Source organism: Streptomyces sp. NPDC001904, assembly GCF_040297005.1.
GTDB lineage: Bacteria > Actinomycetota > Actinomycetes > Streptomycetales > Streptomycetaceae > Streptomyces.
In genome coordinates this window covers 59,301-81,589 of record NZ_JBEOYI010000014.1, presented here as the reverse complement: position 1 = coordinate 81,589, position 22,289 = coordinate 59,301, and the positions used below count along the sequence as shown (strand labels likewise).

The 22,289-nt window shown below is 72.7% G+C and carries 17 protein-coding genes; 12 read left to right on the top strand and 5 right to left on the bottom strand.

Features of this window, described 5'->3' with window-relative positions:
• Positions 1-10 precede the first annotated feature (10 nt).
• Positions 11-307: a hypothetical protein gene (locus tag ABT127_RS22645; RefSeq protein ID WP_351452923.1), complete on the top strand. Its 297-nt coding sequence runs from the start codon at positions 11-13 to the stop codon at positions 305-307.
• A 114-nt stretch (positions 308-421) separates the two neighbouring features.
• Here the strand turns inward: ABT127_RS22645 and ABT127_RS22640 are convergent, their stop codons facing one another.
• Together ABT127_RS22640 and ABT127_RS22635 are read right to left on the bottom strand one after the other, a co-directional pair.
• A complete protein-coding gene (locus ABT127_RS22640) occupies positions 422-1,195 on the bottom strand; it encodes an SDR family NAD(P)-dependent oxidoreductase (RefSeq protein WP_351452920.1) in 774 nt (257 codons plus the stop codon).
• A 48-nt stretch (positions 1,196-1,243) separates the two neighbouring features.
• Positions 1,244-1,912: an MOSC domain-containing protein gene (locus ABT127_RS22635; protein ID WP_351452918.1), complete on the bottom strand. Its 669-nt coding sequence runs from the start codon at positions 1,910-1,912 to the stop codon at positions 1,244-1,246.
• Between the two features lie 81 nt (positions 1,913-1,993).
• Here ABT127_RS22635 and ABT127_RS22630 point away from each other — a divergent pair, with 81 nt between their 5' ends.
• Positions 1,994-2,902 (top strand): LysR family transcriptional regulator, encoded by a 909-nt coding sequence (locus ABT127_RS22630; protein ID WP_351452916.1) that lies wholly within the window; start codon positions 1,994-1,996, stop codon positions 2,900-2,902.
• Between the two features lie 70 nt (positions 2,903-2,972).
• Here ABT127_RS22630 and ABT127_RS22625 read toward each other — a convergent pair whose 3' ends face one another.
• The gene (locus tag ABT127_RS22625; protein WP_351452913.1) at positions 2,973-3,314 is read right to left on the bottom strand and encodes a WhiB family transcriptional regulator; all 342 of its coding nucleotides are present in this window, start codon (positions 3,312-3,314) and stop codon (positions 2,973-2,975) included.
• 400 nt (positions 3,315-3,714) lie between these two features.
• Here ABT127_RS22625 and ABT127_RS22620 point away from each other — a divergent pair, with 400 nt between their 5' ends.
• From ABT127_RS22620 to ABT127_RS22605, 4 genes are all read left to right on the top strand, one after another.
• A complete protein-coding gene (locus ABT127_RS22620) occupies positions 3,715-4,326 on the top strand; it encodes a response regulator transcription factor (RefSeq protein ID WP_003948568.1) in 612 nt (203 codons plus the stop codon).
• A gap of 372 nt (positions 4,327-4,698) precedes the next feature.
• A complete protein-coding gene (locus ABT127_RS22615) occupies positions 4,699-5,286 on the top strand; it encodes a sigma-70 family RNA polymerase sigma factor (RefSeq protein ID WP_351452910.1) in 588 nt (195 codons plus the stop codon).
• A 127-nt stretch (positions 5,287-5,413) separates the two neighbouring features.
• Entirely contained in the window at positions 5,414-6,916 is a 1,503-nt protein-coding gene (gene guaB, locus ABT127_RS22610; RefSeq protein ID WP_351452909.1) for an IMP dehydrogenase, read from the top strand.
• 118 nt (positions 6,917-7,034) lie between these two features.
• Positions 7,035-8,159 (top strand): GuaB3 family IMP dehydrogenase-related protein, encoded by a 1,125-nt coding sequence (locus ABT127_RS22605; protein ID WP_351452906.1) that lies wholly within the window; start codon positions 7,035-7,037, stop codon positions 8,157-8,159.
• A gap of 73 nt (positions 8,160-8,232) precedes the next feature.
• On the opposite strand, the gene ABT127_RS22600 is transcribed toward ABT127_RS22605, so the two are convergent.
• Entirely contained in the window at positions 8,233-8,826 is a 594-nt protein-coding gene (locus ABT127_RS22600; RefSeq protein ID WP_351452903.1) for a hypothetical protein, read from the bottom strand.
• Positions 8,827-8,887: 61 nt separating this feature from the next.
• Positions 8,888-10,141, bottom strand: a complete 1,254-nt coding sequence (locus ABT127_RS22595; protein WP_351452901.1) for a nucleotide sugar dehydrogenase — start codon at positions 10,139-10,141, stop codon at positions 8,888-8,890.
• A gap of 300 nt (positions 10,142-10,441) precedes the next feature.
• Here ABT127_RS22595 and ABT127_RS22590 point away from each other — a divergent pair, with 300 nt between their 5' ends.
• The 6 genes from ABT127_RS22590 (at position 10,442) to ABT127_RS22565 (ending at position 22,215) form a co-directional block, all read left to right on the top strand.
• Positions 10,442-12,151, top strand: coding sequence for a glycerol-3-phosphate dehydrogenase/oxidase (locus ABT127_RS22590; RefSeq protein ID WP_351452899.1), 1,710 nt, complete (start codon positions 10,442-10,444; stop codon positions 12,149-12,151).
• Between the two features lie 359 nt (positions 12,152-12,510).
• Positions 12,511-14,463 carry a serine/threonine-protein kinase gene (locus tag ABT127_RS22585; RefSeq protein WP_351452896.1) on the top strand — a complete coding sequence of 651 codons (1,953 nt, stop codon included), beginning with the start codon at positions 12,511-12,513 and terminating at the stop codon, positions 14,461-14,463.
• A 164-nt stretch (positions 14,464-14,627) separates the two neighbouring features.
• Complete coding sequence (locus tag ABT127_RS22580) at positions 14,628-16,988, top strand: serine/threonine kinase C-terminal domain-containing protein (RefSeq protein ID WP_351452893.1); 2,361 nt, start codon at positions 14,628-14,630, stop codon at positions 16,986-16,988.
• A 169-nt stretch (positions 16,989-17,157) separates the two neighbouring features.
• Positions 17,158-18,801 carry a serine/threonine-protein kinase gene (locus ABT127_RS22575; protein WP_351452891.1) on the top strand — a complete coding sequence of 548 codons (1,644 nt, stop codon included), beginning with the start codon at positions 17,158-17,160 and terminating at the stop codon, positions 18,799-18,801.
• A gap of 65 nt (positions 18,802-18,866) precedes the next feature.
• Positions 18,867-20,477 (top strand): serine/threonine-protein kinase, encoded by a 1,611-nt coding sequence (locus ABT127_RS22570; RefSeq protein WP_351452888.1) that lies wholly within the window; start codon positions 18,867-18,869, stop codon positions 20,475-20,477.
• A gap of 79 nt (positions 20,478-20,556) precedes the next feature.
• On the top strand, positions 20,557-22,215 hold the full coding sequence (locus tag ABT127_RS22565; RefSeq protein ID WP_351452885.1) for a serine/threonine-protein kinase: 1,659 nt from the start codon (positions 20,557-20,559) through the stop codon (positions 22,213-22,215).
• Positions 22,216-22,289 lie beyond the last annotated feature (74 nt).

Genomic DNA, 22,289 nt, shown 5'->3' with positions numbered 1-22,289 from the left:
GGGGTTCTTGATGGTGGAGGCCGCTCGGGCGGAGGGGCGGGTCGCCGCGCGGCGGTTCACCGAGCGGGTGCCGTGGCTGACGGAGACGCAGGCCGAGGATGTCCAACGGGCCTATGCCGAGGGCTATCTGGAGCTGCGGAGGGAGGTGTGGCGGGATGCCGTGGGTCGGGCCGGGGTGCTGCGGGACGAGTACGAGGAGCGGTATCGGGTGGTGCGGGGGCGGTTGCTGGCCGGGGCGTGGTTCGTCGGGGTCGGGGTCGCCGGGGTGACCGGCATCGTGGTGAAAATCCTGAGCAGCACCGGCTAGGCGCGGCGCCGTCGTGGCCGGTCGCGCAGTTCCCCGCGCCCCTGAAGGCCGCAGGCCTTTCAGGGGCGCGGGGAACTGCGCGAGAAGCCCCACCGGGCCGCAGCCGAACGCGACCTACTGCGGCCCGTACTTGCGCCCGGTCCGCGACGTCACCCCGCCCAGCAAAGAACGCGGAGTCACCTTCACCACACCCATCAGCGCCTTGTACCGCGGATCCGGGATCGACAGCGACTTGCCCCGGGACAGATCGGTCAGCGCCGCCGACACCAGCTTGTCGGCGTCGAGCCACATCCAGTTCGGGATGTTGTCGGTGCCCATGCCGGCCCGCTGATGGAACTCCGTCCGCACGAACCCGGGGCACAACGCCATCAGCCGCACCCCGGTACCGGCCAGATCCTTCGCGGCGCCCTGCGTGAACTGCACGACCCACGCCTTGGAGGCCCCGTAGGTGCCGCGCGGCACGAACGCGGCGACCGACGCCACGTTGACCACCCCGCCGCGCCCGCGCTCCCGCATCGCCGAGGCCGCCGCCGACGTCAGCCGCAGCACCGCCTCGCAGTGCACCTTCAGCATGGTCAGCTCGTCGGCCATGGAGACTTCGAGGTAGCGGCCCTTGTTGCCGAACCCGGCGTTGTTGACGAGCAGGTCGACCGCGTCCTTGCGGTCGCCCAGCCGCTCCTCGACCGCCGTGATGCCCTCGTCCGTGGCGAGGTCGGCGGTGAGCACCTCGGCCTCGATGCCGTGCCGGTCGTGCAGCTCCGTCGCCTGGTCCTGGAGGCGCTCGGTGTCGCGCGCGACGAGGACCAGGTTGTGGCCGTCGGAGGCCAGGCGCCGGGCGAACGCGGCGCCGATGCCCGCGGTGGATCCGGTGATCAGTGCCGTAGTCATGGCTCCAGGTTAGTGACGGCCCGGGGGTGCCGGTGATCACCGGCCGGGTCAGGAGCCGTACTTCGCCACGTACTCCCGCGCCGCCCGCAGCTCCTCCGGGTGCAGCGCCTCACCGGCCGCCAGCACGCTCGGCAGCAGCGACCGCTCCGTGGTCACCGCGCGGAACGCGAGCTGGACCGTCACCTCGTGATCGGGCCGGTGCACGATCTCGATCGGGTCCCCGGCGCGGATCTCGCCCGGCTCGATCACCCGCAGGTACGCGCCCGCCGCCCCCTCCTGCGTGAACCGCTTGACCCAGCCCTTCTCGCCCAGGTGCCCCTGGAACGTCCGGCACGGGATCCGGCTGGACGTCACCTCCAGGACCACCTCGGAGCCGATCCGCCAGCGCTCGCCGATCCGCGCGCCCGTGATGTCGAGGCCCTCGGTCGTCAGGTTCTCGCCGAAGGCGCCGCTGGGGACGGGCCGGCCGAGCGTCCGCTCCCAGGCGTCCAGGTCCTCGCGCGCGTACGCGTACACGGCCTGGTCGTCGCCGCCGTGGTGCCGCTTGTCGCACACCGCGTCCCCGGCGAGGCCGCTGCCGCCGGTGCCCTTCGGACCCGGCGCGGCCACCCGCACGGGCCCCTCGACCGGCCGCTTGTCGATGCCGGTCACGCCCTCGGCCTGGTCGGTGTACTCGACGGCCTTGCGGTGCCCGAGATTGAGAGACAGGAGCTTCATACCGGCCACGCTACGGGACCCCTTACCAAAGCCGCCACGCAATATTCGGCGCATTCCCCAAGTCGGGCTTATGCTTGAGGGGTGATCGAAGCCCGCCACCTCCGCGTCCTGCGCGCCGTCGCCGCCACCGGCTCCTTCTCGGCGGCCGCCCGGGAGCTGGGCTGCACCCAGCCCGCGGTCAGCCAGCAGATGAAGGCCCTGGAGACCTCCACGGGCACCCCGCTGCTGATCCGCACCGGCCGCGAGATGCGCCTGACCCAGGCGGGCGAGGCGCTGGTCCGGCACGCGGCGGGCATCCTCGCCGGGCTCACCGCCGCGGAGGAGGAGGTCGCCGCGATCGCCGGGCTGCGCGCCGGGCGGGTCCGTCTGGTGTCGTTCCCCAGCGGCAGCTCGACGCTGGTGCCGACGGCGCTGGCCGCGCTGCGCGCCGAGCACCCCGGCACCCGGGTCTCGCTGGTCGAGGCCGAGCCGCCGCGCTCGGTGGAGATGCTGCGCGAGGGCGACTGCGACGTCGCGCTCGCCTTCCGGTACGAGGGCGCCCACGCGACGGAGGACTGGGACGACCTCGTCGTGCGCCCGCTGCTCGCCGACCGCCTGGTGGGCCTGGTCCCCGAGGGGCACGCGCTGGCCTCCGCCGGCGAGGTCACCATCGACGCGTTCGCGGACGAGTCGTGGATCGCGGGCTGTCCGCGCTGCCGCCGCCAGTTGGTGGAGGTGTGCCGGAGCGCCGGGTTCGCCCCCCGCATCGACTTCGCGACGGACGACTACCCGGCGGTGATCGGACTCGTCGGCGCCGGGCTCGGCGTCGCCGTCCTGCCCGAACTGGCCATCGAATCCGTTCGGCCCAAGGGTGCACGCACAGTGACGGTCGAGCCGGCCGTGCAGCGCGAGATCGTCGCGCTCACCCTGCCCGATCTGGCCCAGGTGCCGGCCGTCGCCGCGACCCTCGATCACTTGGCGCGGGCCGCCGACAGGGCCGCCACGCGCTGAACGGGAGCATGGGTGCACCCCGTGTGCCCATGCCTGGAGAAACGTTCCTTCAGCGTGTCGTGTCCTGCCGTCAGGTGGACGAAGCGGCCGCCGGGGACTGTGCGCCGCCCGCCGGTGACGCGGTGACGAGCCGGTTGCGGGCCCGCCCCATCAGCTCCTCGCGCTCGTCCTCGGTGAGGCCGCCCCACACGCCGTACGGCTCGCGCACCTGTAGCGCGTGAGCAGCGCACTCCGCACGTACCGGGCACCGCATGCAGACCTCCTTCGCCGAGGTCTCACGGGCGCTGCGGGCCGCGCCGCGCTCCCCCTCGGGGTGGAAGAAGAGCGAGCTGTCGACCCCGCGGCAGGCTGCGAGCAGCTGCCAGTCCCACAGATCTGCGTTCGGTCCGGGAAGGCGGGAGAAATCTGCCATTGGTGTGTCCCCTTGTTGCCGTTGTAGCCGGTGTGACGCGGAACGGTGCCCATGACCGTACATCTACTGTCTAAGGAGATGAAAATATGACTCATTGCGAATCTAGCTACAGACACCAGCAAAAGGGAAGAAATGCCGCTAAATGGGGCATAGGTTGTGGCGAAACCTTGAGGGTGCGCCGCGCTGCTCCCGTTGTGTCCGGCCCCTCACGTAGAGTGCCGAACCAGGCCGTCTGACCCGTAACTCTTTCGAGTGACCATCGTTGAGAGTGCTGAGGCGGTTGAAGGAACAAGCTCTCGGGCATCTGTCCGAATGGCTTGCCGAGTGTCGACCGCACAGGTGACGATTCGTACAAAGCCTGGAGGCTCAAGGTGACGCGCATCAGCTGCGGAGGACGGTCATGACATCCGTCCTCGTCTGCGACGACTCCCCGCTTGCCCGAGAGGCGCTGCGCCGCGCGGTCGCGACCGTGCCCGGCGTCGAGCGCGTGACCACCGCGGCCAATGGGGAGGAAGTCCTCCGCCGCTGGGGCGCCGACCGCTCGGACCTGATTCTGATGGACGTACGCATGCCGGGTCTCGGCGGCGTCGAAACAGTGCGACGGCTGCTTTCGGCCGATCCCGGTGCGCGCATCATCATGCTCACCGTCGCCGAGGACCTGGACGGCGTGGCCCTCGCGGTCGCCGCCGGTGCCCGGGGGTACCTGCACAAGGACGCCTCGCGCGCCGAACTGCGCGCCACGGTCACGCAGGCCCTCGCCGACCCGACCTGGCGGCTCGCCCCGCGCAGACTGCGCTCGGCCGAGATGGGCGCCGCGCCCACCCTCACCGCACGCGAGATCCAGGTGCTCGAAGGCATGAGCCACGGGCGGTCCAACGCGGAGATCGGGCGCGAGCTCTTCCTCTCCGAGGACACCGTGAAGACGCACGCGCGGCGACTGTTCAAGAAGCTCGGCGCGTCCGACCGGGCGCACGCGGTGGCGCTCGGGTTCCGTTGGGGTCTCGTGCGGTAGCGCTCCGCTCCGGGCGCCGGGCGCGGACTACGTTGTGCCACGTGATGTCGTCGGCCGGCCGCAGCTTCGTTGTGGCTGGTCGCGCCCCGCGGCGAAGCCGCTCATGGACGCAGCCCCGCGCCTCTGGCGGGGTACGGCGAGCGATGTCGCTCCTCGTTTCGCGCGCGATGCCGCATCCTTGATGGTGTGGAGTTCCGCGGGGACGACGAATCGGGCGAGCAGGGTCAGCGAGAGGGGAGGGCGCAGGAGATGAGTTCCGGCGCACCTGCCCCGAACGCTTCGGGCGCCTCCGGCGCATCGGTCGATAACGCTTCGGTGCACAACCAGGGACGCGATGCCGCGGACAGCGGCTCGGCAGGGCACCATAGGTCGATGCGCGACGACGAGGGAGCGGCCCAGCAGGGGGTCATCGGCACGCTCGTCGGCCGCGCGGTCGACGGCGACGCGCAGGCGACGCACGACCTCCTCGCGCACGTCCACCCCCTCGCCATCCGGTACTGCCGCACCCGGCTGTCCCGGCTGCCCGGTGACGCCCGGCACTTCGTCGAGGACCTCGCCCAGGAAGTCTGTGTCGCCGTGCTGCTCGCGCTGCCGCGCTACAAGGACACCGGCCGGCCCTTCGAGGCCTTCGTCTTCGCCATCGCCGCCCACAAGGTCGCCGACCTGCAGCGCGCCGCGATGCGCGGCCCCGGCTCGACGGCCGTGCCGTCCGACGAGATGCCGGAGCGGCCCGACGACTCCCTCGGTCCGGAGGAGCGCGCGCTGCTCAGCAGCGACGCCGAATGGGCCAAGAAACTCCTCGCGAACCTCCCGGAGAACCAGCGGGAGCTGCTGCTCCTGCGCATCGCCGTCGGCCTCACCGCCGAGGAGACCGGGCAGATGTTGGGGATGTCACCCGGAGCCGTGCGCGTGGCCCAGCACCGGGCGCTGAGCCGCCTGCGGGCGCTCGCCGAGCAGTAGCACACACTCCGGCCGCGTACGTGGGAACGTACAAAGAAGGCCGATGATCTTGCTCGTGGAATGAGACACGGCCGTAGGCCGTTAGCATGGACACCCGCACCGATCAAGGCCATTTGGAGAAGGTGTCATGACTGCGAACGTCGACGGCGTGCCCGGTAAATTCGCGACTCTCGGGCTTACCTACGACGACGTGCTGCTGCTGCCCGGCGCGTCGGAGGTCCTCCCGAACGCGGTCGACACCTCGTCCCGCATCTCGCGCAACGTCCGGGTGAACATCCCACTGCTCTCCGCGGCGATGGACAAGGTCACCGAGGCCCGCATGGCCATCGCCATGGCCCGCCAGGGCGGCGTCGGCGTGCTGCACCGCAACCTCTCGGTCGAGGACCAGGTCAACCAGGTCGACCTCGTGAAGCGCTCCGAGTCCGGCATGGTCACCGACCCGATCACCGTGCACCCCGACGCGACACTGGCCGAGGCCGACGCGCTGTGCGCCAAGTTCCGCATCTCCGGTGTCCCGGTGACCGACCCGGCGGGCAAGCTGCTCGGCATCGTCACCAACCGCGACATGGCCTTCGAGAACGACCGCAGCCGTCAGGTCCGCGAGGTCATGACGCCGATGCCGCTGGTCACCGGCAAGGTCGGCATCTCCGGCGTCGACGCCATGGAGCTGCTGCGCCGCCACAAGATCGAGAAGCTGCCGCTGGTCGACGACGCCGGTGTGCTCAAGGGCCTCATCACCGTCAAGGACTTCAAGAAGGCCGAGCAGTACCCGAACGCCGCGAAGGACGCCGAGGGCCGGCTGCTCGTCGGCGCCGCCGTGGGCGCGAGCCCCGAGGCGCTGGAGCGGGCGCAGGCGCTGGCCTCCGCCGGTGCCGACTTCCTCATCGTCGACACCTCGCACGGTCACAACAGCAACGCGCTGAGCTGGATGTCGAAGATCAAGTCCGCGGTGGACGTGGACGTGATCGGTGGCAACGTGGCGACGCGCGACGGCGCCCAGGCGCTCATCGACGCCGGTGTCGACGGCGTCAAGGTCGGTGTCGGCCCGGGCTCCATCTGCACCACCCGCGTCGTCGCCGGCATCGGCGTCCCGCAGGTCACCGCGATCTACGAGGCCGCCGTCGCGGCCCGCGCGGCCGGCGTCCCGGTCATCGGCGACGGCGGTCTGCAGTACTCCGGCGACATCGGCAAGGCGCTGGCCGCCGGCGCCGACACCGTGATGCTCGGCTCGCTGCTCGCGGGCTGCGAGGAGTCGCCGGGTGAGCTGATGTTCATCAACGGCAAGCAGTTCAAGTCGTACCGCGGCATGGGCTCGCTGGGCGCCATGCAGTCCCGCGGCCAGGGTCGGTCCTACTCCAAGGACCGCTACTTCCAGGCCGAGGTCGCCTCCGACGACAAGCTCGTGCCCGAGGGCATCGAGGGCCAGGTGCCCTACCGCGGCCCGCTGGCCAACGTGCTGCACCAGCTCGTCGGCGGTCTGCGCCAGACCATGGGCTACGTCGGCGCCGCCACCATCGACGAGATGGAGTCCAAGGGCCGCTTCGTGCGCATCACGTCCGCGGGTCTCAAGGAGAGCCACCCGCACGACATCCAGATGACGGTCGAGGCGCCGAACTACAGCCGTAAGTAGACGCAGGTCACGGCTCCAGGGGCGGTCCCGGGTTCACCGGGGCCGCCCCTGTCGTGCGCGTCAGGGATACTGGACGGGCAGGCCCCAGAGGGACCCAGATGGAAAGGCGCCTCCCACAGTGACTGAGATCGAGATCGGGCGCGGCAAGCGCGGCCGCCGTGCGTACGCGTTCGACGACATCGCCGTCGTGCCGAGCCGGCGTACTCGCGACCCGAAGGAGGTCTCGATCGCCTGGCAGATCGACGCCTACCGCTTCGAGCTGCCGTTCCTGGCAGCGCCCATGGACTCCGTCGTCTCGCCCGCGACCGCGATCCGCATCGGTGAGCTGGGCGGGCTCGGCGTGCTGAACCTCGAGGGTCTGTGGACCCGCTACGAGGACCCGCAGCCGCTGCTCGACGAGATCGCCGAGCTTCAGCCGGAGGCCGCCACGGCGCGTCTCCAGGAGATCTACTCGGCGCCGATCCAGGCCGAGCTGATCAAGCAGCGCATCAAGGAGGTGCGCGACTCCGGGGTCGTCACCGCCGCCGCGCTCTCCCCGCAGCGCACCGCCGAGTTCTCCAAGGCCGTGGTGGACGCGGGCGTGGACATCTTCGTGATCCGCGGCACGACCGTCTCGGCCGAGCACGTCTCCGGCGCCGCCGAGCCGCTGAACCTGAAGCAGTTCATCTACGAGCTGGACGTCCCGGTGATCGTCGGCGGCTGCGCCACGTACACCGCCGCGCTGCACCTGATGCGCACCGGTGCCGCCGGTGTGCTGGTCGGCTTCGGTGGCGGCGCCGCCCACACCACGCGCAACGTGCTGGGCATCCAGGTGCCGATGGCGACCGCCGTCGCCGACGTCGCCGCCGCCCGCCGCGACTACATGGACGAGTCCGGCGGCCGCTACGTGCACGTCATCGCCGACGGCGGCGTGGGCTGGTCCGGCGACCTGCCCAAGGCCATCGCCTGCGGCGCCGACTCCGTGATGATGGGGTCGCCGCTGGCCCGCGCCACGGACGCGCCCGGCCGCGGTCACCACTGGGGCATGGAGGCCGTTCACGAGGACGTGCCGCGCGGCAAGAAGGTCGACCTCGGCACGGTCGGCACGACCGAGGAGATCCTCACCGGCCCCTCGCACATCCCGGACGGGTCGATGAACTTCTTCGGCGCGCTCAAGCGGGCCATGGCGACCACCGGCTACAGCGAGCTCAAGGAGTTCCAGCGGGTCGAGGTCACGGTCGCGGACTCGCAGCACCGCCGCTGACACCGCCGTACGAGCAAAGGGTCGGGCCCCGCCGAGAACGGCGGGGCCCGACCCTTTGCTGTGGCGGTGTCGCCTAGAGCGCGGCCTTCTTGGCGGAGCCGAAGGCGGCGAAGGCGCCGATCGCCATGAAGATGTACTCCTTGACGTCCGCGTTTTCCTTCCACGCGTCGTTGATGACGCCGAAGTGGTCGGTGAGGGCGGTGAAGAAGGAGACGTCCGCGACCTCGCCGAGGTACATCGCGACCCCGGTGATCTGCCCGAGGTACACGGCGGCGAGCGAGATCACCGCGGCGAGGACCGGCAGCACCGCGTTGCGCCCGCCGACCTTGCCGACGACGAGGCCGACGACGAAGCCGACGCCGATGGCCGCGTAGCCGATCTCGTGGTCGGTGGCCTTCATGATGGCGCCGTACGCCCAGGCCAGGATCAGGGCCACGACCACACCGGCGACGATGCCGAGGGCCACGTTGCCGCCACGGGCCGGGGCCGGCTGGGCCGGCGGGAAGCCGCCCGGTCCTGCCTGCTGCTGCGGGAACGGGGTGTACTGCTGCGGCGACTGGCCGGGCTGCGGCTGCTGCGGGTAGCCGTAACCGGGCTGCGGCTGCTCCTGGGCGTACGGGTTGCCGTCCTGCGGCTGGGGCTGAGGTGGCTGTGGCGGCTGGGTCATGCGGTCCCCCCGAAGTGTGAACATGGGCACGAGTGTGCCCAGAGAGGCCGCAGAGTAGCAGTCAGAGGCGGTGTGCCGCCCCTGCCGGGGTCGCGCCTCTTGTGTCCAGGAGCAGTTGGGCCTTCACCGAGAGGCCCTGGAGGTCGTACGTGCGGTGGTGCTGGAGCAGGATCGTCAGGTCGGCGTCGGCCGCGGCCTCGTAGAGGGAGTCCGCGCGCGGGACCGGGCGGTCCAGGACGTTCCAGGACGGGACGAACGGGTCGTGGTAGCTGACGGCGGCGCCGAGCTGCATCAGGCGGGTCGCGATCTCCTCGGCGGGGGCGCCCTGCTGGTCGGCGAGGTCGGGCTTGTAGGTGACGCCGAGGAGGAGCACGCGGGCGCCGCGGGCCGACTTGCCGTGCTCGTTGAGCAGGGTGGCGGCACGCTGGACCACGTAGGACGGCATGTGGTGGTTGACCTGGCGGGCCAGTTCGACCAGGCGCAGCGGGCGGGTGGGCAGGTGGGGCGAGGTCAGGTCCTGGGCGAGCGCGTGGCCGCCGACGCCGGGGCCGGGGCGGAAGGCCTGGAAGCCGAAGGGCTTGGTCTCCGCGCAGCGGATGACGTCCCAGAGGTCGACGCCCAGGTCGTGGCAGAGCACCGCCATCTCGTTGACCAGGGCGATGTTCACGTGCCGGTAGTTGGTCTCCAGGAGGTGGACCGTCTCCGCCTCGCGCAGCCCGCGCGCGCGGACCACCTTGTCGGTGAGGCGGCCGTAGAAGGTGGCCGCCGACTCCGTGCAGGCCGGGGTGTGCCCGCCGATGACCTTGGGGGTGGCGGAGTAGGGGTGGGCGCGCAGGCCCGCGTCGATCCGGCCCGGGGCGTGGGCCAGGTGGAAGTCGCGGCCCGCGCGCAGCCCGGAGCCCTCCTCGAGCAGCGGCAGCAGGACCGTCTCCGTGGTGCCGGGCGGTACCGGCGACTCGAAGATGACCGTGGTGTGCGGGCGCAGATGGGCGGCCAGCGTGCGGGTCGCCTCGATCACCGGGGCGAGGGACGGGCTGCCGTCCGCCCCGGGCGGGGTCGGGGCGCAGACGACCGCGGTGCGGACGCGGGCCAGTTCGGCGGGGTTCGCGGTGGGGCGGAAGCCCGCGGCGAGCATCCGGCGGACGTCGGCGGCGGTCAGGGCCGCGGCGTCGCCGTCGCAGGGGAGCCGGCCGGCGGCCAGGTCGGGGGCGCGGGCGGGGTCGTGGCCGACGGTCGCGATCCTGGCGGCGACGGCGGCCTGGGCGAGCGGCAGGCCGAGGTGGCCGAGGCCGACGACGGCGAGGTCAGCGGGCATGGCGGTGGCCGTCCTTCCCGGGAGGCGGACCGGCGTTAGCCGGAGCGGGACGTGGTCGCAAGCCCTGTGGACAGAACGGGCGAGCGCACAGTCAGACTAGGAGTAAATATGACCGATATGCCTCATTGCGTCGCCGTGAGTCGGGGCATGTCGCCGTCGCCGCCGAAGGTTGTCCACAGGCGGAGGTCTGCTGGTGGCCGGAATCGGGCAGGAGGGTCAGAATCGGGAGCAGGCCCGAAACTCCCGGGACCACGCAGCACCAGCCGGTGAGGCCGGCGCCGACGACAGCGGGAGGCAGCAGTGAAGGCAGCGACACTGGGACCCGAGCAGCGTGCGGAGGCTCTGGCGGCGATGGCCGAGCGGGAGCTGGACATCCTCGTGGTGGGCGCGGGGGTGGTCGGCGCCGGCACCGCCCTCGACGCCGTGACCCGTGGCCTGTCCACCGGGCTCGTCGAGGCCAGGGACTGGGCGTCCGGCACGTCGAGCCGGTCGAGCAAGCTGATCCACGGCGGGCTCAGGTATCTGGAGATGCTGGACTTCGCGCTCGTCCGGGAGGCGCTGAAGGAGCGCGGGCTGCTCCTGGAGCGGCTCGCGCCGCACCTCGTGAAGCCGGTGCCGTTCCTGTACCCGCTCCAGCACAAGGGATGGGAGCGGCTGTACGCCGGATCGGGTGTCGCCCTGTACGACGCGATGTCCATGGCGCGGGGGCACGGACGCGGGCTGCCCATGCACCGCCACCTGACCCGCAAGCACGCGCTGCGGGTGGCACCGGCCCTGAAGAAGGACGCCCTGACCGGGGCGCTGCAGTACTACGACGCACAGATGGACGACGCGCGTTACGTGGCCACACTGGTGCGCACCGCCGCCATGTACGGCGCCCACGTGGCGAACCGGGCCCGCGTCACCGGCTTCCTGCGCGAGGGCGAGCGGGTCGTGGGAGCCCGGGTGCAGGACGTGGACGGGGGCGGCGAGTACGAGATCCGCGCCCGCCAGGTGGTCAACGCGACGGGCGTGTGGACCGACGACACCCAGGCCCTGGTCGGGGAGCGCGGGCAGTTCCACGTCCGGGCGTCGAAGGGCATCCACCTCGTCGTGCCGAAGGACCGGATCAACTCGACGACCGGGCTGATCCTGCGCACCGAGAAGAGCGTGCTGTTCGTCATCCCCTGGGGCCGGCACTGGATCGTGGGCACCACGGACACCGACTGGGACCTGGACAAGGCCCACCCGGCGGCGTCCAGCGCCGACATCGACTATCTGCTGGAGCACGTGAACTCCGTGCTGGGCGTGCCGCTCACGCGCGACGACGTGCAGGGCGTGTACGCGGGACTGCGGCCGCTGCTCGCCGGGGAGTCCGACGCCACCAGCAAGCTGTCCCGGGAGCACACCGTCGCCCACCCCGTGCCGGGGCTCGTCGTCGTCGCGGGCGGCAAGTACACGACGTACCGGGTGATGGCCAAGGACGCGGTCGACGAGGCCGTGCACGCGCTCGACCAGCGGGTCGCCGAGTGCGTCACCGAGGACGTCCCGCTGATCGGTGCCGAGGGCTACCGGGCGCTGTGGAACGCGCGGGCGAGGATCGCCGCGCGGACCGGCCTGCACGTGGTGCGCGTCGAGCACCTGCTCAACCGGTACGGGGCGCTGGCCGAGGAAGTGCTCGACCTGATCGCGAAGGACCCCGGGCTCGGGGCTCCGCTGGGCGGGGCCGACGACTATCTGCGCGCCGAGGTGGTCTACGCCGCCTCGCACGAGGGCGCCCGGCACCTCGACGACGTGCTGACCCGGCGGACCCGGATCTCCATCGAGACCTTCGACCGGGGGACCCGCTCCGCGCGGGAGGCCGCCGAGTTGATGGCGCCGGTGCTCGGCTGGGACAAGGACCAGGTGGAGCGGGAGGTCGAGCACTACGAGAAGCGGGTGCAGGCGGAGCGGGAGTCGCAGTTGCAGCCCGACGACCTGACCGCCGACGCGGCCCGGCTGGGGGCGCCGGACATCGTGCCGCTGTCGTAGCCTCGCGCGCCCCGAGCGACCGCGCCGCGGGGCGCGGTCGCAGGCGCGGTCGTAACGGCCCTGGGTGGATGCCGTGTTGAGCACCCCCGGGGCCTTGCCCTTGTTGATCTGCGAAGGAAGAGTGGCCTGCGGGGCGGGCGGCGAACTGCGGTGAGCCGGTCGGATTCCGGCGCAATGAGGGTGTGGCCGCGGGTATGGCCAGGAGTGTCCGGAGTGCGCGTATGACGGTCCGTCCGGTCCTGCCGCCCTGTGGGCGGGACGGTTCCGAGCAGGTGGTCCGAGGGGTGACCCTGGGCGTCAAGTGGTCCTGGTGTGAGGGACAATGAAGGTTCTGTCAGGGCGGGTTGCAGAGGGGACGCATGTCGGACGCGGAGCGGGCGGGCGAAACCCGTCAGGACAAGAGCACTCGTCGGGACTCTTCCGTGTCGGACGGGGTCGGGACCGGTGCCGAGTCCGCAGCGGGCGCCGAGGCGTCGCGCGGCGCGGAGGGCCGACTGCTCGCCGGGCGCTACCGTCTGGGCGCGGTGCTCGGCCGCGGCGGCATGGGCACGGTGTGGCGTGCCAAGGACGAGACGCTGGGCCGCACGGTCGCGGTCAAGGAGCTGCGCTTCCCGTCGAGCATCGACGACGAGGAGAAGCGCCGTCTCGTCACGCGGACGCTGCGTGAGGCGAAGGCGATCGCCCGGATCCGCAACAACGGCGCGGTGACGGTCTTCGACGTCGTCGACGAGGACGACCGGCCCTGGATCGTGATGGAGCTGGTCGAGGGCAAGTCCCTCGCCGAGGCCGTGCGCGAGGACGGTCTGCTCGAACCGAAGCGGGCGGCCGAGGTCGGTCTCGCCATTCTCGACGTCCTGCGCTCCGCCCACCGCGAGGGCATCCTGCACCGCGACGTGAAGCCGTCGAACGTGCTGATCGCCGAGGACGGCCGGGTCGTGCTCACCGACTTCGGCATCGCCCAGGTCGAGGGCGACCCGTCGATCACGTCGACCGGGATGCTCGTCGGCGCTCCCTCGTACATCTCTCCGGAGCGCGCCCGCGGCCACAAGCCCGGGCCCGCCGCCGACCTGTGGTCCCTCGGCGGCCTGCTCTACGCCTCCGTCGAGGGCGTGCCCCCGTACGACAAGGGGTCGGCGATCGCGACGCTGACCGCCGTGATGACCGAGCCGGTCGACCCGCCGACCAACGCGGGACCGCTGGCGCCGGTCATCTACGGGCTGCTCGCCAAGGACCCCGCGCAGCGGCTCGACGACGCGGGCGCGCGGGCGCTGCTCAACGACGTCATCCACGCGCCGGAGCCGAAGGCCGCGCCCGAGCCGGAGCCGGTCGAGGCGACCAAGGTCGTGCCGCTGCCGCCGCTGCCGCCCGAGGACAAGAAGCGCTCCGCGAAGGCCGGTTCGGCCGCCGCCGGGGTCGCCGCCAAGGGCGAGGAGGCCGCCGAGCGGCTGCGCGGCGCGCTCACCTCGGTGCGCAAGGCCGCCGCCACGGCCGTCGCGGAGCGTTCCGCGGGACCGGCGCCGGGCGCCCCCGCGAAGAAGGCCGCGATCACGGACGTCGTGCCGCGCCGCACGCTGGTGATCGCCGCGGTCGTGGCCGCGCTCGTCGTGGTCGGCACCGTGCTGGCCTTCGCGCTGGGCGGAGGCGACGACCAGGGCGGTAAGGCCGGCGGCGACCGGACCACGCCCTCCGCCGGAGCCACCGCGGGTGACGACAAGAGCGGCAGCGACGGCAAGGACGACAAGAGCGGCAAGGGCGACAAGGACGACAAGGGTGACAAGGACGGCAAGGGCGCCGGTGGCGACCCGAGTTCGTCCGCGTCGCAGGGTGCGGACGCGTCGTCCTCGCCCGGTGACGACTCGTCCGGCAAGGGCTCCGGGTCGGCCGCCACGACCACGTACAAGCACAGCCAGGGCTTCAAAATAGGACTTCCCAAGGGGTGGAAGTACGTCTCCACGAGCGCCGCGGGAGCGCGCTTCACCGGCCCCAAGGGGCAGAAGCTGCTCGTCGGCTGGACCACCACGCCGAAGTCCGACCCGGTCGCTGACTGGCGCGGCCAGGAGCGGTACATGCGCCGCTCGGAGTACCACCGCATACGCATAGCCGCGGTGGACTACCGGGGCTGGAACACGGCCGACTGGGAGTTCACCTACACCGACGGAGGCACCAAGTACCGTTCCGTGGACCGCGGATTCGTGGTGAACGGCTCGCTGGGGTACGGGCTGATGTACACCGCGAAGGACGGCGACTGGGACAGTGCGCTCCGCAAGTCCACCTGGAAGACCTTTACCCAGAGCTTCACCCCCAAGTCCTGAGCCTCGGTCCCGGGCCGCCGCTAAGTCCTGAACCTTCTCCCTCGACGCCGTCCGGCACGTATCGTGAGTGCTTGCGAACCGTACGCAGCCGTATGCGGACGCATCACTGCGGGTAACGGGTCGCAAAGAGAACGGAATTGACCGGGCGGAGCGCGGGAGGCGTCGTGGACGAGTACGCGGGACGGGTGCTCGCCGACCGGTACCGCCTGCCGCTGCCGGCCGCCGACGCCTATGACACGACGCGGTCGTGGGCGTCCCGTGCGTTCGACACCTACAGCGGGCAGGAAGTCCTCGTCCGGCAGGTGCCGTTGCCCGAGGTCGTCGAGGCCGAGGTGCTCGACGCGGACGGGCTGCCGGAAGGGTTCAGGCCCGGGGCGCCGCCGGTCCGCGCGACGGCGGAGCCGTCCGTGTCCCGCGCCATCGAGGCCGCGCAGGCCGCCGCGCAGATACCCGACCACCCGCGGCTCGACCAGGTCTTCGACGTGTTCGCCGAGGGCGGGTCGCTGTGGGTCGTGAGCGAGGTGGTGGCGGCCCGGCCGCTCGCCGCGCTGCTCGCCCAGGGGCCGCTGAGCCCCTACCGCGCCGCCGAGATAGCCGCCGACGTCCTGACCGCCCTGCGGGCGCTGCACGCGCACGGCTGGGTGCACCGGAACATCACGGCACGGACCGTGCTCGTCTGCGAGGACGGGCGGGTGGTCCTCACCGGGCTCGCGGCCGGTGCCGCGGAGGAGGCCCTGTGCGGCTACGACCCGCGCCCCGCCCCGGACCCCGAGACGGCCCCGGAACCGGAGCCCGCGCCGGAGCCCGAGCGTCCCGCGCTGTCCAAGCCGTCCCTGCCCGCCCCCGCACCCGCCCCCGCGATCGAGACCGGTGATTTCCGGGCAGCCCGCGCCGGGGCCATCGCCGCCTACCGGGCCGGTGCCCGGGCCGCCGCGGGACAGCTCACCGGACAGTCCGCCGACAAGCCCGCGGGCCAGGTCGACGACCCCTACGGCGTACGGGACTCCTGGCACGGCGCCACCCGGCGGCCCGCGGCCGAGGACCCGTCGGAGCGGCCCGCCCCGGCCGTGCAGCCCACGCGGTGGAACGAGCTGATACCCGGCGCCGACACCGGCACCGACACCGGTACCGGGGCGGACGCGCCGCCGCCGGACGCCCCGCCCGCGAGCACCCCCGGGAGGGCGGCGCTGACCACGCTGGACGCCGAGCGCGCCCGGCAGGTCCGGATGACCGTCGTCGGGCCCGTCACCGAGCGCTGGGCGCCCGAGCAGGCCTATCCGGTGCAGGAGAGCTGGCAGCTCGCCGCGCCCGTCGGACCCGCGACCGATCTGTGGGCCCTCGGGGCGCTGCTCTTCCGCGCCGTGCAGGGGCACGCCCCCTACCCGGAGGAGTCGACGCCCGAGCTGGTGCAGATGGTGTGCGCCGAGCCCCCCGCCTTCGCGGAGGAGTGCGGGCCGCTGCGGCCCGTCGTGGAGTCGCTGCTGCGTCAGGACCCCACCGAGCGCATCGACTTCGAGGAGCTGGGGGGCTGGCTGCGCTCCCTGGTGCGCTCCGCGCCCGAGCCGGACGCCGGGACGCACGTCGTGCCCGCGCCCGCCTACGACGCGACCCGGCTGCCGATCAAGCGCCGCAGGGGCGAGCTGGTGCGCAGACGGCGCGCGGGGAGGGGCGCGGGCCGGCACAAGCGCGGCCGCGACGAGCGGATGCCCCAGCCCGTCCGGGCGGCCGCACCGCCCCGCGCTCCCAAGGCACCGAAGGCATCCAGGGCGCCCCGGATGCCCGAGCCGCCGCGCGCCGTGCGGGAGTCCGCGCCCCGGCGGCCGAGGTCGCTCGGCAAGCTGCTGGTCACCCTGGTCCTGGTCGGGCTCGTCGGCGCGGTGGCGTACGCCATGGTGTTCATGCCGAAGTCCGGGACGGGCGGCCAGGACGGCACGCGCGAGAACGCCAACTCGGTGGGCGGCGCGCCCCGGCAGACGCCCAGGAGCCAGGAGCCGTCGGCGCCCGCCCCCTCGAAGTCGCCCAAGGGCCACAGCAGTTCCAAGCCGTCCTCCACCCAGCCGCAGTCCGACGTCGCCGCCGGGTTCACCCTGCGCAAGGACCCCGAGGGCTTCGAGGTCGCCGTCGCCAAGGGCTGGCAGCGGGAGGGGAAGAACGGGCGGGGACAGGTCGTCTACGCCCAGGGCGACTTCGAGCTGCTCGTCGTCCCCGGGCGCGACTCCACGGCCACGTACGGCAAGGACCCGATGAAGTACCAGCGGGAGGACGAGCGCGAGCTCCAGCCGTTCCGCGACTCGACCTGGGCCACGTCCAGCGGGATGAAGACCATCGACGTGGGCGGACGGACGATGGCCGAGGGGCAGTTCACCTGGCAGGGCAGCGACGGCCGGCAGGTGTACGTGCGCAATCTCGCCATGGTCGTCGGCGGCAAGTACCACGTCGTGCAGGTACGCGGCCCCGAGGCGGAGCGCGACGAGGTGTCGCGCCTGTACGACCAGGCGTCCTCCACGTACCAGTACGGGGGTTGAGCACCTCCGCGGCACCCCCGCGGGTATCCGGCAGGTACCTCCGGGCAACGGGAGAGTGAACGCGACGCGCGTCACAGTGCTGTTTCCATGAGGCCCCGCCTGTTCCTTGAGTGGCCCCCGCTCCCTAGGGTGGGCTCTGTCAAGACCTTTGCGGGGGAACGTGAATCAGATGCAGGGCCAGCTCCTCGCGGGCCGTTACCGGCTCGGAGAATCGATAGGCCGCGGCGGCATGGGCCGTGTCTGGCGGGCGCACGACGAGGTTCTCCACCGCTCGGTCGCCGTGAAGGAACTGACGGCCGCTCAGTGGGTCTCCGAGGCCGACCGCGCCCCGCTCCTCGCCCGTACGCAGACGGAGGCGCGGGCCGCCGCACGCATCAACCACCCCGCGGTCGTGACCGTCCACGACGTGCTGGAGCACGACGACCGGCCGTGGATCGTCATGGAGCTGGTCGAGGGCCCCTCGCTCGCCGACGCCGTCAAGGAGCACGGGCGGATCGTCCCGACGGAGGCGGCCAGGATCGGCCTGTGGACGCTGCGGGCGCTGCGCGCCGCGCACCGGGCCGGAGTGCTGCACCGCGACGTGAAGCCCGGCAACGTGCTGCTCGCGCGCGACGGCAGCGTCAAACTCACCGACTTCGGCATCGCGCAGGTCGAGGGCGACTCGACCATCACCCGCACCGGCGAGATCGTCGGCTCCGTGGACTATCTGGCGCCGGAGCGGGTCAGCGGCTCCGAGCCCGGCCCCGCCTCCGACCTGTGGGCGCTGGGCGCCACGCTGTACACGGCCGTGGAGGGCCGCTCCCCGTTCCGCCGCACCTCGCCGCTGAGCACCATGCAGGCCGTGATCGAGGACGAGCCCGAGATCCCCGGGCACGCGGGGGAGCTGGGGCCGGTCATCGCGGCGCTGCTGCGCAAGGAGCCGGCGGCACGGCCCGACGCCGACGAGGCCGAGGTGATGCTCGCCGAGGTCGCCGAGGGGCGCCGCAGCGGCGGGGCGCAGGCCTACGTGCCGACCCAGGTGCACCCGGCGTCGGCGCCCACCGCGGCGACGCACGCGCCGGTCCGGCACACCCCCGTACCGCAGCCGCCCGTCCAGCACACCACCACGGTCGCGCACGCCGGGACCCGGCAGCGGCGCTGGCCTCTGTGGGTCGCGGGCGTGGTCGCGGCGCTGCTCGTCGGGGGCGGCGGCGCGTTCGGCGCGCTCTCCTACCTGGACCACCGGGACTCCGACTCGTCGGCCCGGCAGGACCCGGGCGGGGACGGCACCGGCGGCACCGCCAGCACCGCGCCGCAGAGCCCGACGCCCTCGGGATCGGCCTCGCCCTCGGCGAAGCCCGGCACCGGCGGCATCCCGGCGGACTGGAAGCAGGTGGACGACCCCGCCGGGTTCACGCTGACGGTGCCGCCCGATTGGCACCGCCTGGACTCCAGCACCGAGACGCAGATCGACTACGGGCCGGGCGACGGGCAGCGCTTCGTCCGGATCGGCATCGACAAGTCCTCCGAGTGGCCGGACTCGTACCAGCACCAGCGGGACCTGGAGAAGACCCTCCAGAAGTCGCTGCCCGACTACCAGCGGGTGTCGCTGGAGGCCAACACCTACCGGGACCAGAAGGGTTCGCTCTGGGACTTCACCTGGACCGGCGGCTCCAAGGACTCGGCGCCCGGACCGCGCCGGGCCATCGAGGAGACGTACGTGGCGCACGACGGCACCGAGTACGCCCTCTATCTGTCCGCCCCCGCGGGCGCGTGGCCGAGCGCCCGCCAGCAGTTCGAGAACATCCGCAAGGGCTGGCTGCCCGCCGAATAGGGCCGCCGGTGCCCTGACCGGAACCTCCCCCTCAATACGGACACCCGTGCGGCATGATGGGGCGTATGGGGACCGAGGGGGACAACGCCCGTGTGATCGGCGGGCGTTACCGGTTTGAGGTCAGGATCGGCCGCGGTGGGATGGGCGTCGTCTGGCGGGCCACCGACACGCTGCTCGGGCGCCAGGTCGCGGTCAAGGAACTCGATCTCGAACTCGGCACCGGCGAGAGCCTCTCGGAGGACGACGCGCGCGGGCAGCGGGAGCGGATGCTGCGCGAGGCGCGGGCCGTCGCCCAGCTGCGGCACCCGAACATCGTCGTGGTCCACGACGTCGTCCTGCACGACGATCACCCGTACATCGTCATGGAGTTGGTGAACGGCGGCTCGCTCGCCGACCGCCTCGCCCGGCAGGGCCCGGTGGACACCACCGAGGCCGCCAGGATCGGGCTCGCGCTCCTCGGCGCGCTGCGGGCCGCGCACGCCGCCGGGGTGCTGCACCGCGATCTCAAGCCCGCGAACGTGCTGCTGGAGACGGGCACCGGCCGCGTCGTGCTCACCGACTTCGGGATCGCGCAGGTCGCGGGCGCCTCCACGCTCACCGAGACCGGCGGCTTCGTCGGCTCGCCCGAGTACACCGCGCCCGAGCGGATGGCGGGGGAGCGGGCCGGGGCCGGCGCCGACCTGTGGTCGCTCGGCGTGCTGCTCCTCGCCGCGCTGACCGGCGAATCACCGTTCCGGCGCGACTCGCTGGGCGGCGTCCTGCACGCGGTCGTGTACGAGGAGATCCGGCCGCCCGCCGAGGCCGAGCCGCTGCTCCCGGTCATCCAGGGACTGCTCCAGCGCGAACCGGCCCGGCGCCTGGGGCTCGACGAGGCCGAGCGGCTGCTGCGCGCGTACATCGCCACCGGCGCCACCCCGCAGCCCGCCGTGCCCTACGGGGCGGACGCCCCCCGCGCCCTGTACACACCGACCCGGCGGGACGGGCCCCCGGCGGGTGCGCGGCGCGGGCCGTCGAACCGGGTGCTGCTGGTGGCGGCGGCGCTCGTCGCGGCCGTCGCGGGGGCCGCGATCGCGGCCGCCGTGCTCCTGTCCCAGGAAGGGACCGGCGACAACGCGCCACCGGCCACCACGAGTTCGGCGCCCGGGCGGCCGTCCGCGTCGGTCTCGCCCACGCCGACCGTCACCGTCACCCGCCGGGAGACCCGCACCACGACGCCGCGCGCCTCCGCCCCCGCCGGGTACCGCATCGCCCACGACCCCCGCGGGTTCCGGCTCGCCGTGCCGGAGGGCTTCAAGCGGGAGACCGACGGGCCGCGGACCTTCTACATGTCGCCGGGCAGGACCTTCCGGATCGGCATCAAGGTGGCGGAGTCCGAGAGCGGCGGACCGGGTGCCGTGCAGCGGCGGTCGGCCGCCGACGGGCCGAAGAACAACCCCGGTTACCGGTCGGGGAAGGTCACCGACACCACCCACGACGGGCGGGCGGCCGCGCTGTGGGAGTTCACCTGGAACGGGTTCAGCACGGCCGAGGGCGCCCGGCACACCGTCGACCTGTGCTGGGAGCAGGGCGGCCGGATGTACGACGTGTGGGTGTCGGCACCGGTCGGCGAGGCCGGTCAGGGGCGGGCCCACTTCGACGCGGCGGTCGACACGTTCGTACCGGCCGCCGGGGATTGACCCGTGGGTGCGCATCAGCGCGGTCACAACTCCGTGACCCCGGTGGATCCCGGGGCGCCCGCACTGTAGGGATAGGGCCATGAGTGACAACGGGGGAGCACCCTACGGGCCGGGCCGTGCGGACGAGCCCACCAGTTTCGGGCTGCAGCCACCGCGGCCGCAGCCGTCGTACGTCCCGCATCCGGACAACCCGTACGCGCAGCCGACCCAGGTGGTGCCGCCGCAGCAGCAGCCGGACCCGGACCCGGACCCGGGCGCGGGCCGGATCGTCGCGGGCCGCTACCGGCTGCTGAGCAAGCTGGGCAACGGCGGCATGGGCACGGTGTGGCGGGCCAAGGACGAGACGGTGGACCGCGAGGTCGCCGTCAAGGAGCCCCGGCTGCCCGACCACCTGCCCGAGCGGGAGCGGTCCAACGCCTTCGAGCGGATGCGCCGCGAGGCGCGCGCCGCGGCCCGGCTCGACCACCCGGCCGTGGTCAACGTCCACGATGTCGCCGTCGAGGACGGACAGCCGTGGATCGTCATGGAGTTCGTGCAGGGGCGCTCGCTCGGCGAGGCGCTCAAGGAGGGCACGCTCGGCGTGCGCGAGGCGGCGCGGATCGGCCTGGAGGTGCTCGGGGCGCTGGAGGCGGCCCACGCCGCCGGGATCCTGCACCGTGACGTCAAGCCGGACAACGTCATGCTCGGCCGCCACGACCGCGTGATCCTCACCGACTTCGGCATCGCCCAGATCGAGGGCGAGACGAACCTGACCGACACCGGCGGCTTCGTCGGCTCGCCCGAGTTCATCGCGCCCGAGCGGGTGCTGGGCCAGCGCCCGGGCCCCGCCTCCGACCTGTGGTCACTGGGTGTCGTGCTGTACGCGGCGACCGAGGGCGTCTCGCCGTTCCGCCGCAGCAACACCCCGGCCACCCTCCAGTCGGTGCTGAACGCGACACCGGCCGCGCCCGCCTCCGCGCGGGGCCCGCTCGCCGACGCCATCAACGGCCTGCTCCAGAAGGACCCGGCCCACCGTCCGAACGCCGCGCAGGTCCGCGCCCTCCTCGAACGGGCGGCGGAGCCGCCGGCCCCGCCGCCCACCCAGGTCGTGCGGATCGGCTCGGCGCAGGGCGGCATCCGGCTCGGCCGCAAGGCGCTGACCGGGATCGCGGCGGGGGTCGTCGTCCTGGCGGCCGTGGCGTACCTGGTCCTCGCCGACCCGTTCGCGGGACCGCTGCCGGACGGGTGGGAGACGCACGAGGAGAGCACCGTCGCGGCCTCGGTCCCGGCGCCGCCCGACTACGTGCGCCGGGCCGCGGACAACAGCGTCAACAAGAACGACCACTGGGTGACGTACAGCGACCCGAGCTACGCGATCTCCATCACGCTCAGCCTGACCAGGAAGTCCGAGGACACGCTGAACGAGATCGCCAGTTCCGCCGGAGCGCAGGCCAACAAGGACTCCGACGCCATCAACAAGGGCGACAACTCGCGCATGGCGGAGAAGCCCGCACCCAGGAGCACGACGGCTCTGACCTCGTACAAGGACGGCGACGCCGCCGTGAACACCATCACCTACACCGACGGCTCGGACTCCGACGCCCCCAGGCCGAGGGAGGCCAAGGCCTTCTACTACAAGACCGGGGGCGGTGACATGTACCAGCTCTGGATCGACTATCCGTCCAAGGGGGACGTCACCGACCGGGGCCGTGCGGTCGCCGACGCCGCCATCGCCAACCTGGAAGTCGACAAGCCCTGACGTGGACATCAACGGGGGACGAGGAGAGGGCCGCCTGATCGGCGGCCGGTACCGGCTCGCCGAGCGGATCGGCG

What these genes read in the sequence shown, in the direction of transcription:
- ABT127_RS22645 (WP_351452923.1), top strand. Translation starts at nt 11, where the DNA reads ATGGTGGAGGCCGCTCGGGCGGAGGGGCGGGTCGCCGCGCGGCGGTTC.
- ABT127_RS22640 (WP_351452920.1), bottom strand. Translation starts at nt 1,195, where the DNA reads ATGACTACGGCACTGATCACCGGATCCACCGCGGGCATCGGCGCCGCG.
- ABT127_RS22635 (WP_351452918.1), bottom strand. Translation starts at nt 1,912, where the DNA reads ATGAAGCTCCTGTCTCTCAATCTCGGGCACCGCAAGGCCGTCGAGTAC.
- ABT127_RS22625 (WP_351452913.1), bottom strand. Translation starts at nt 3,314, where the DNA reads ATGGCAGATTTCTCCCGCCTTCCCGGACCGAACGCAGATCTGTGGGAC.
- ABT127_RS22620 (WP_003948568.1), top strand. Translation starts at nt 3,715, where the DNA reads ATGACATCCGTCCTCGTCTGCGACGACTCCCCGCTTGCCCGAGAGGCG.
- ABT127_RS22615 (WP_351452910.1), top strand. Translation starts at nt 4,699, where the DNA reads ATGCGCGACGACGAGGGAGCGGCCCAGCAGGGGGTCATCGGCACGCTC.
- guaB (WP_351452909.1), top strand. Translation starts at nt 5,414, where the DNA reads ATGACTGCGAACGTCGACGGCGTGCCCGGTAAATTCGCGACTCTCGGG.
- ABT127_RS22600 (WP_351452903.1), bottom strand. Translation starts at nt 8,826, where the DNA reads ATGACCCAGCCGCCACAGCCACCTCAGCCCCAGCCGCAGGACGGCAAC.
- ABT127_RS22595 (WP_351452901.1), bottom strand. Translation starts at nt 10,141, where the DNA reads ATGCCCGCTGACCTCGCCGTCGTCGGCCTCGGCCACCTCGGCCTGCCG.
- ABT127_RS22585 (WP_351452896.1), top strand. Translation starts at nt 12,511, where the DNA reads ATGTCGGACGCGGAGCGGGCGGGCGAAACCCGTCAGGACAAGAGCACT.
- ABT127_RS22575 (WP_351452891.1), top strand. Translation starts at nt 17,158, where the DNA reads ATGCAGGGCCAGCTCCTCGCGGGCCGTTACCGGCTCGGAGAATCGATA.
- ABT127_RS22570 (WP_351452888.1), top strand. Translation starts at nt 18,867, where the DNA reads ATGGGGACCGAGGGGGACAACGCCCGTGTGATCGGCGGGCGTTACCGG.
- ABT127_RS22565 (WP_351452885.1), top strand. Translation starts at nt 20,557, where the DNA reads ATGAGTGACAACGGGGGAGCACCCTACGGGCCGGGCCGTGCGGACGAG.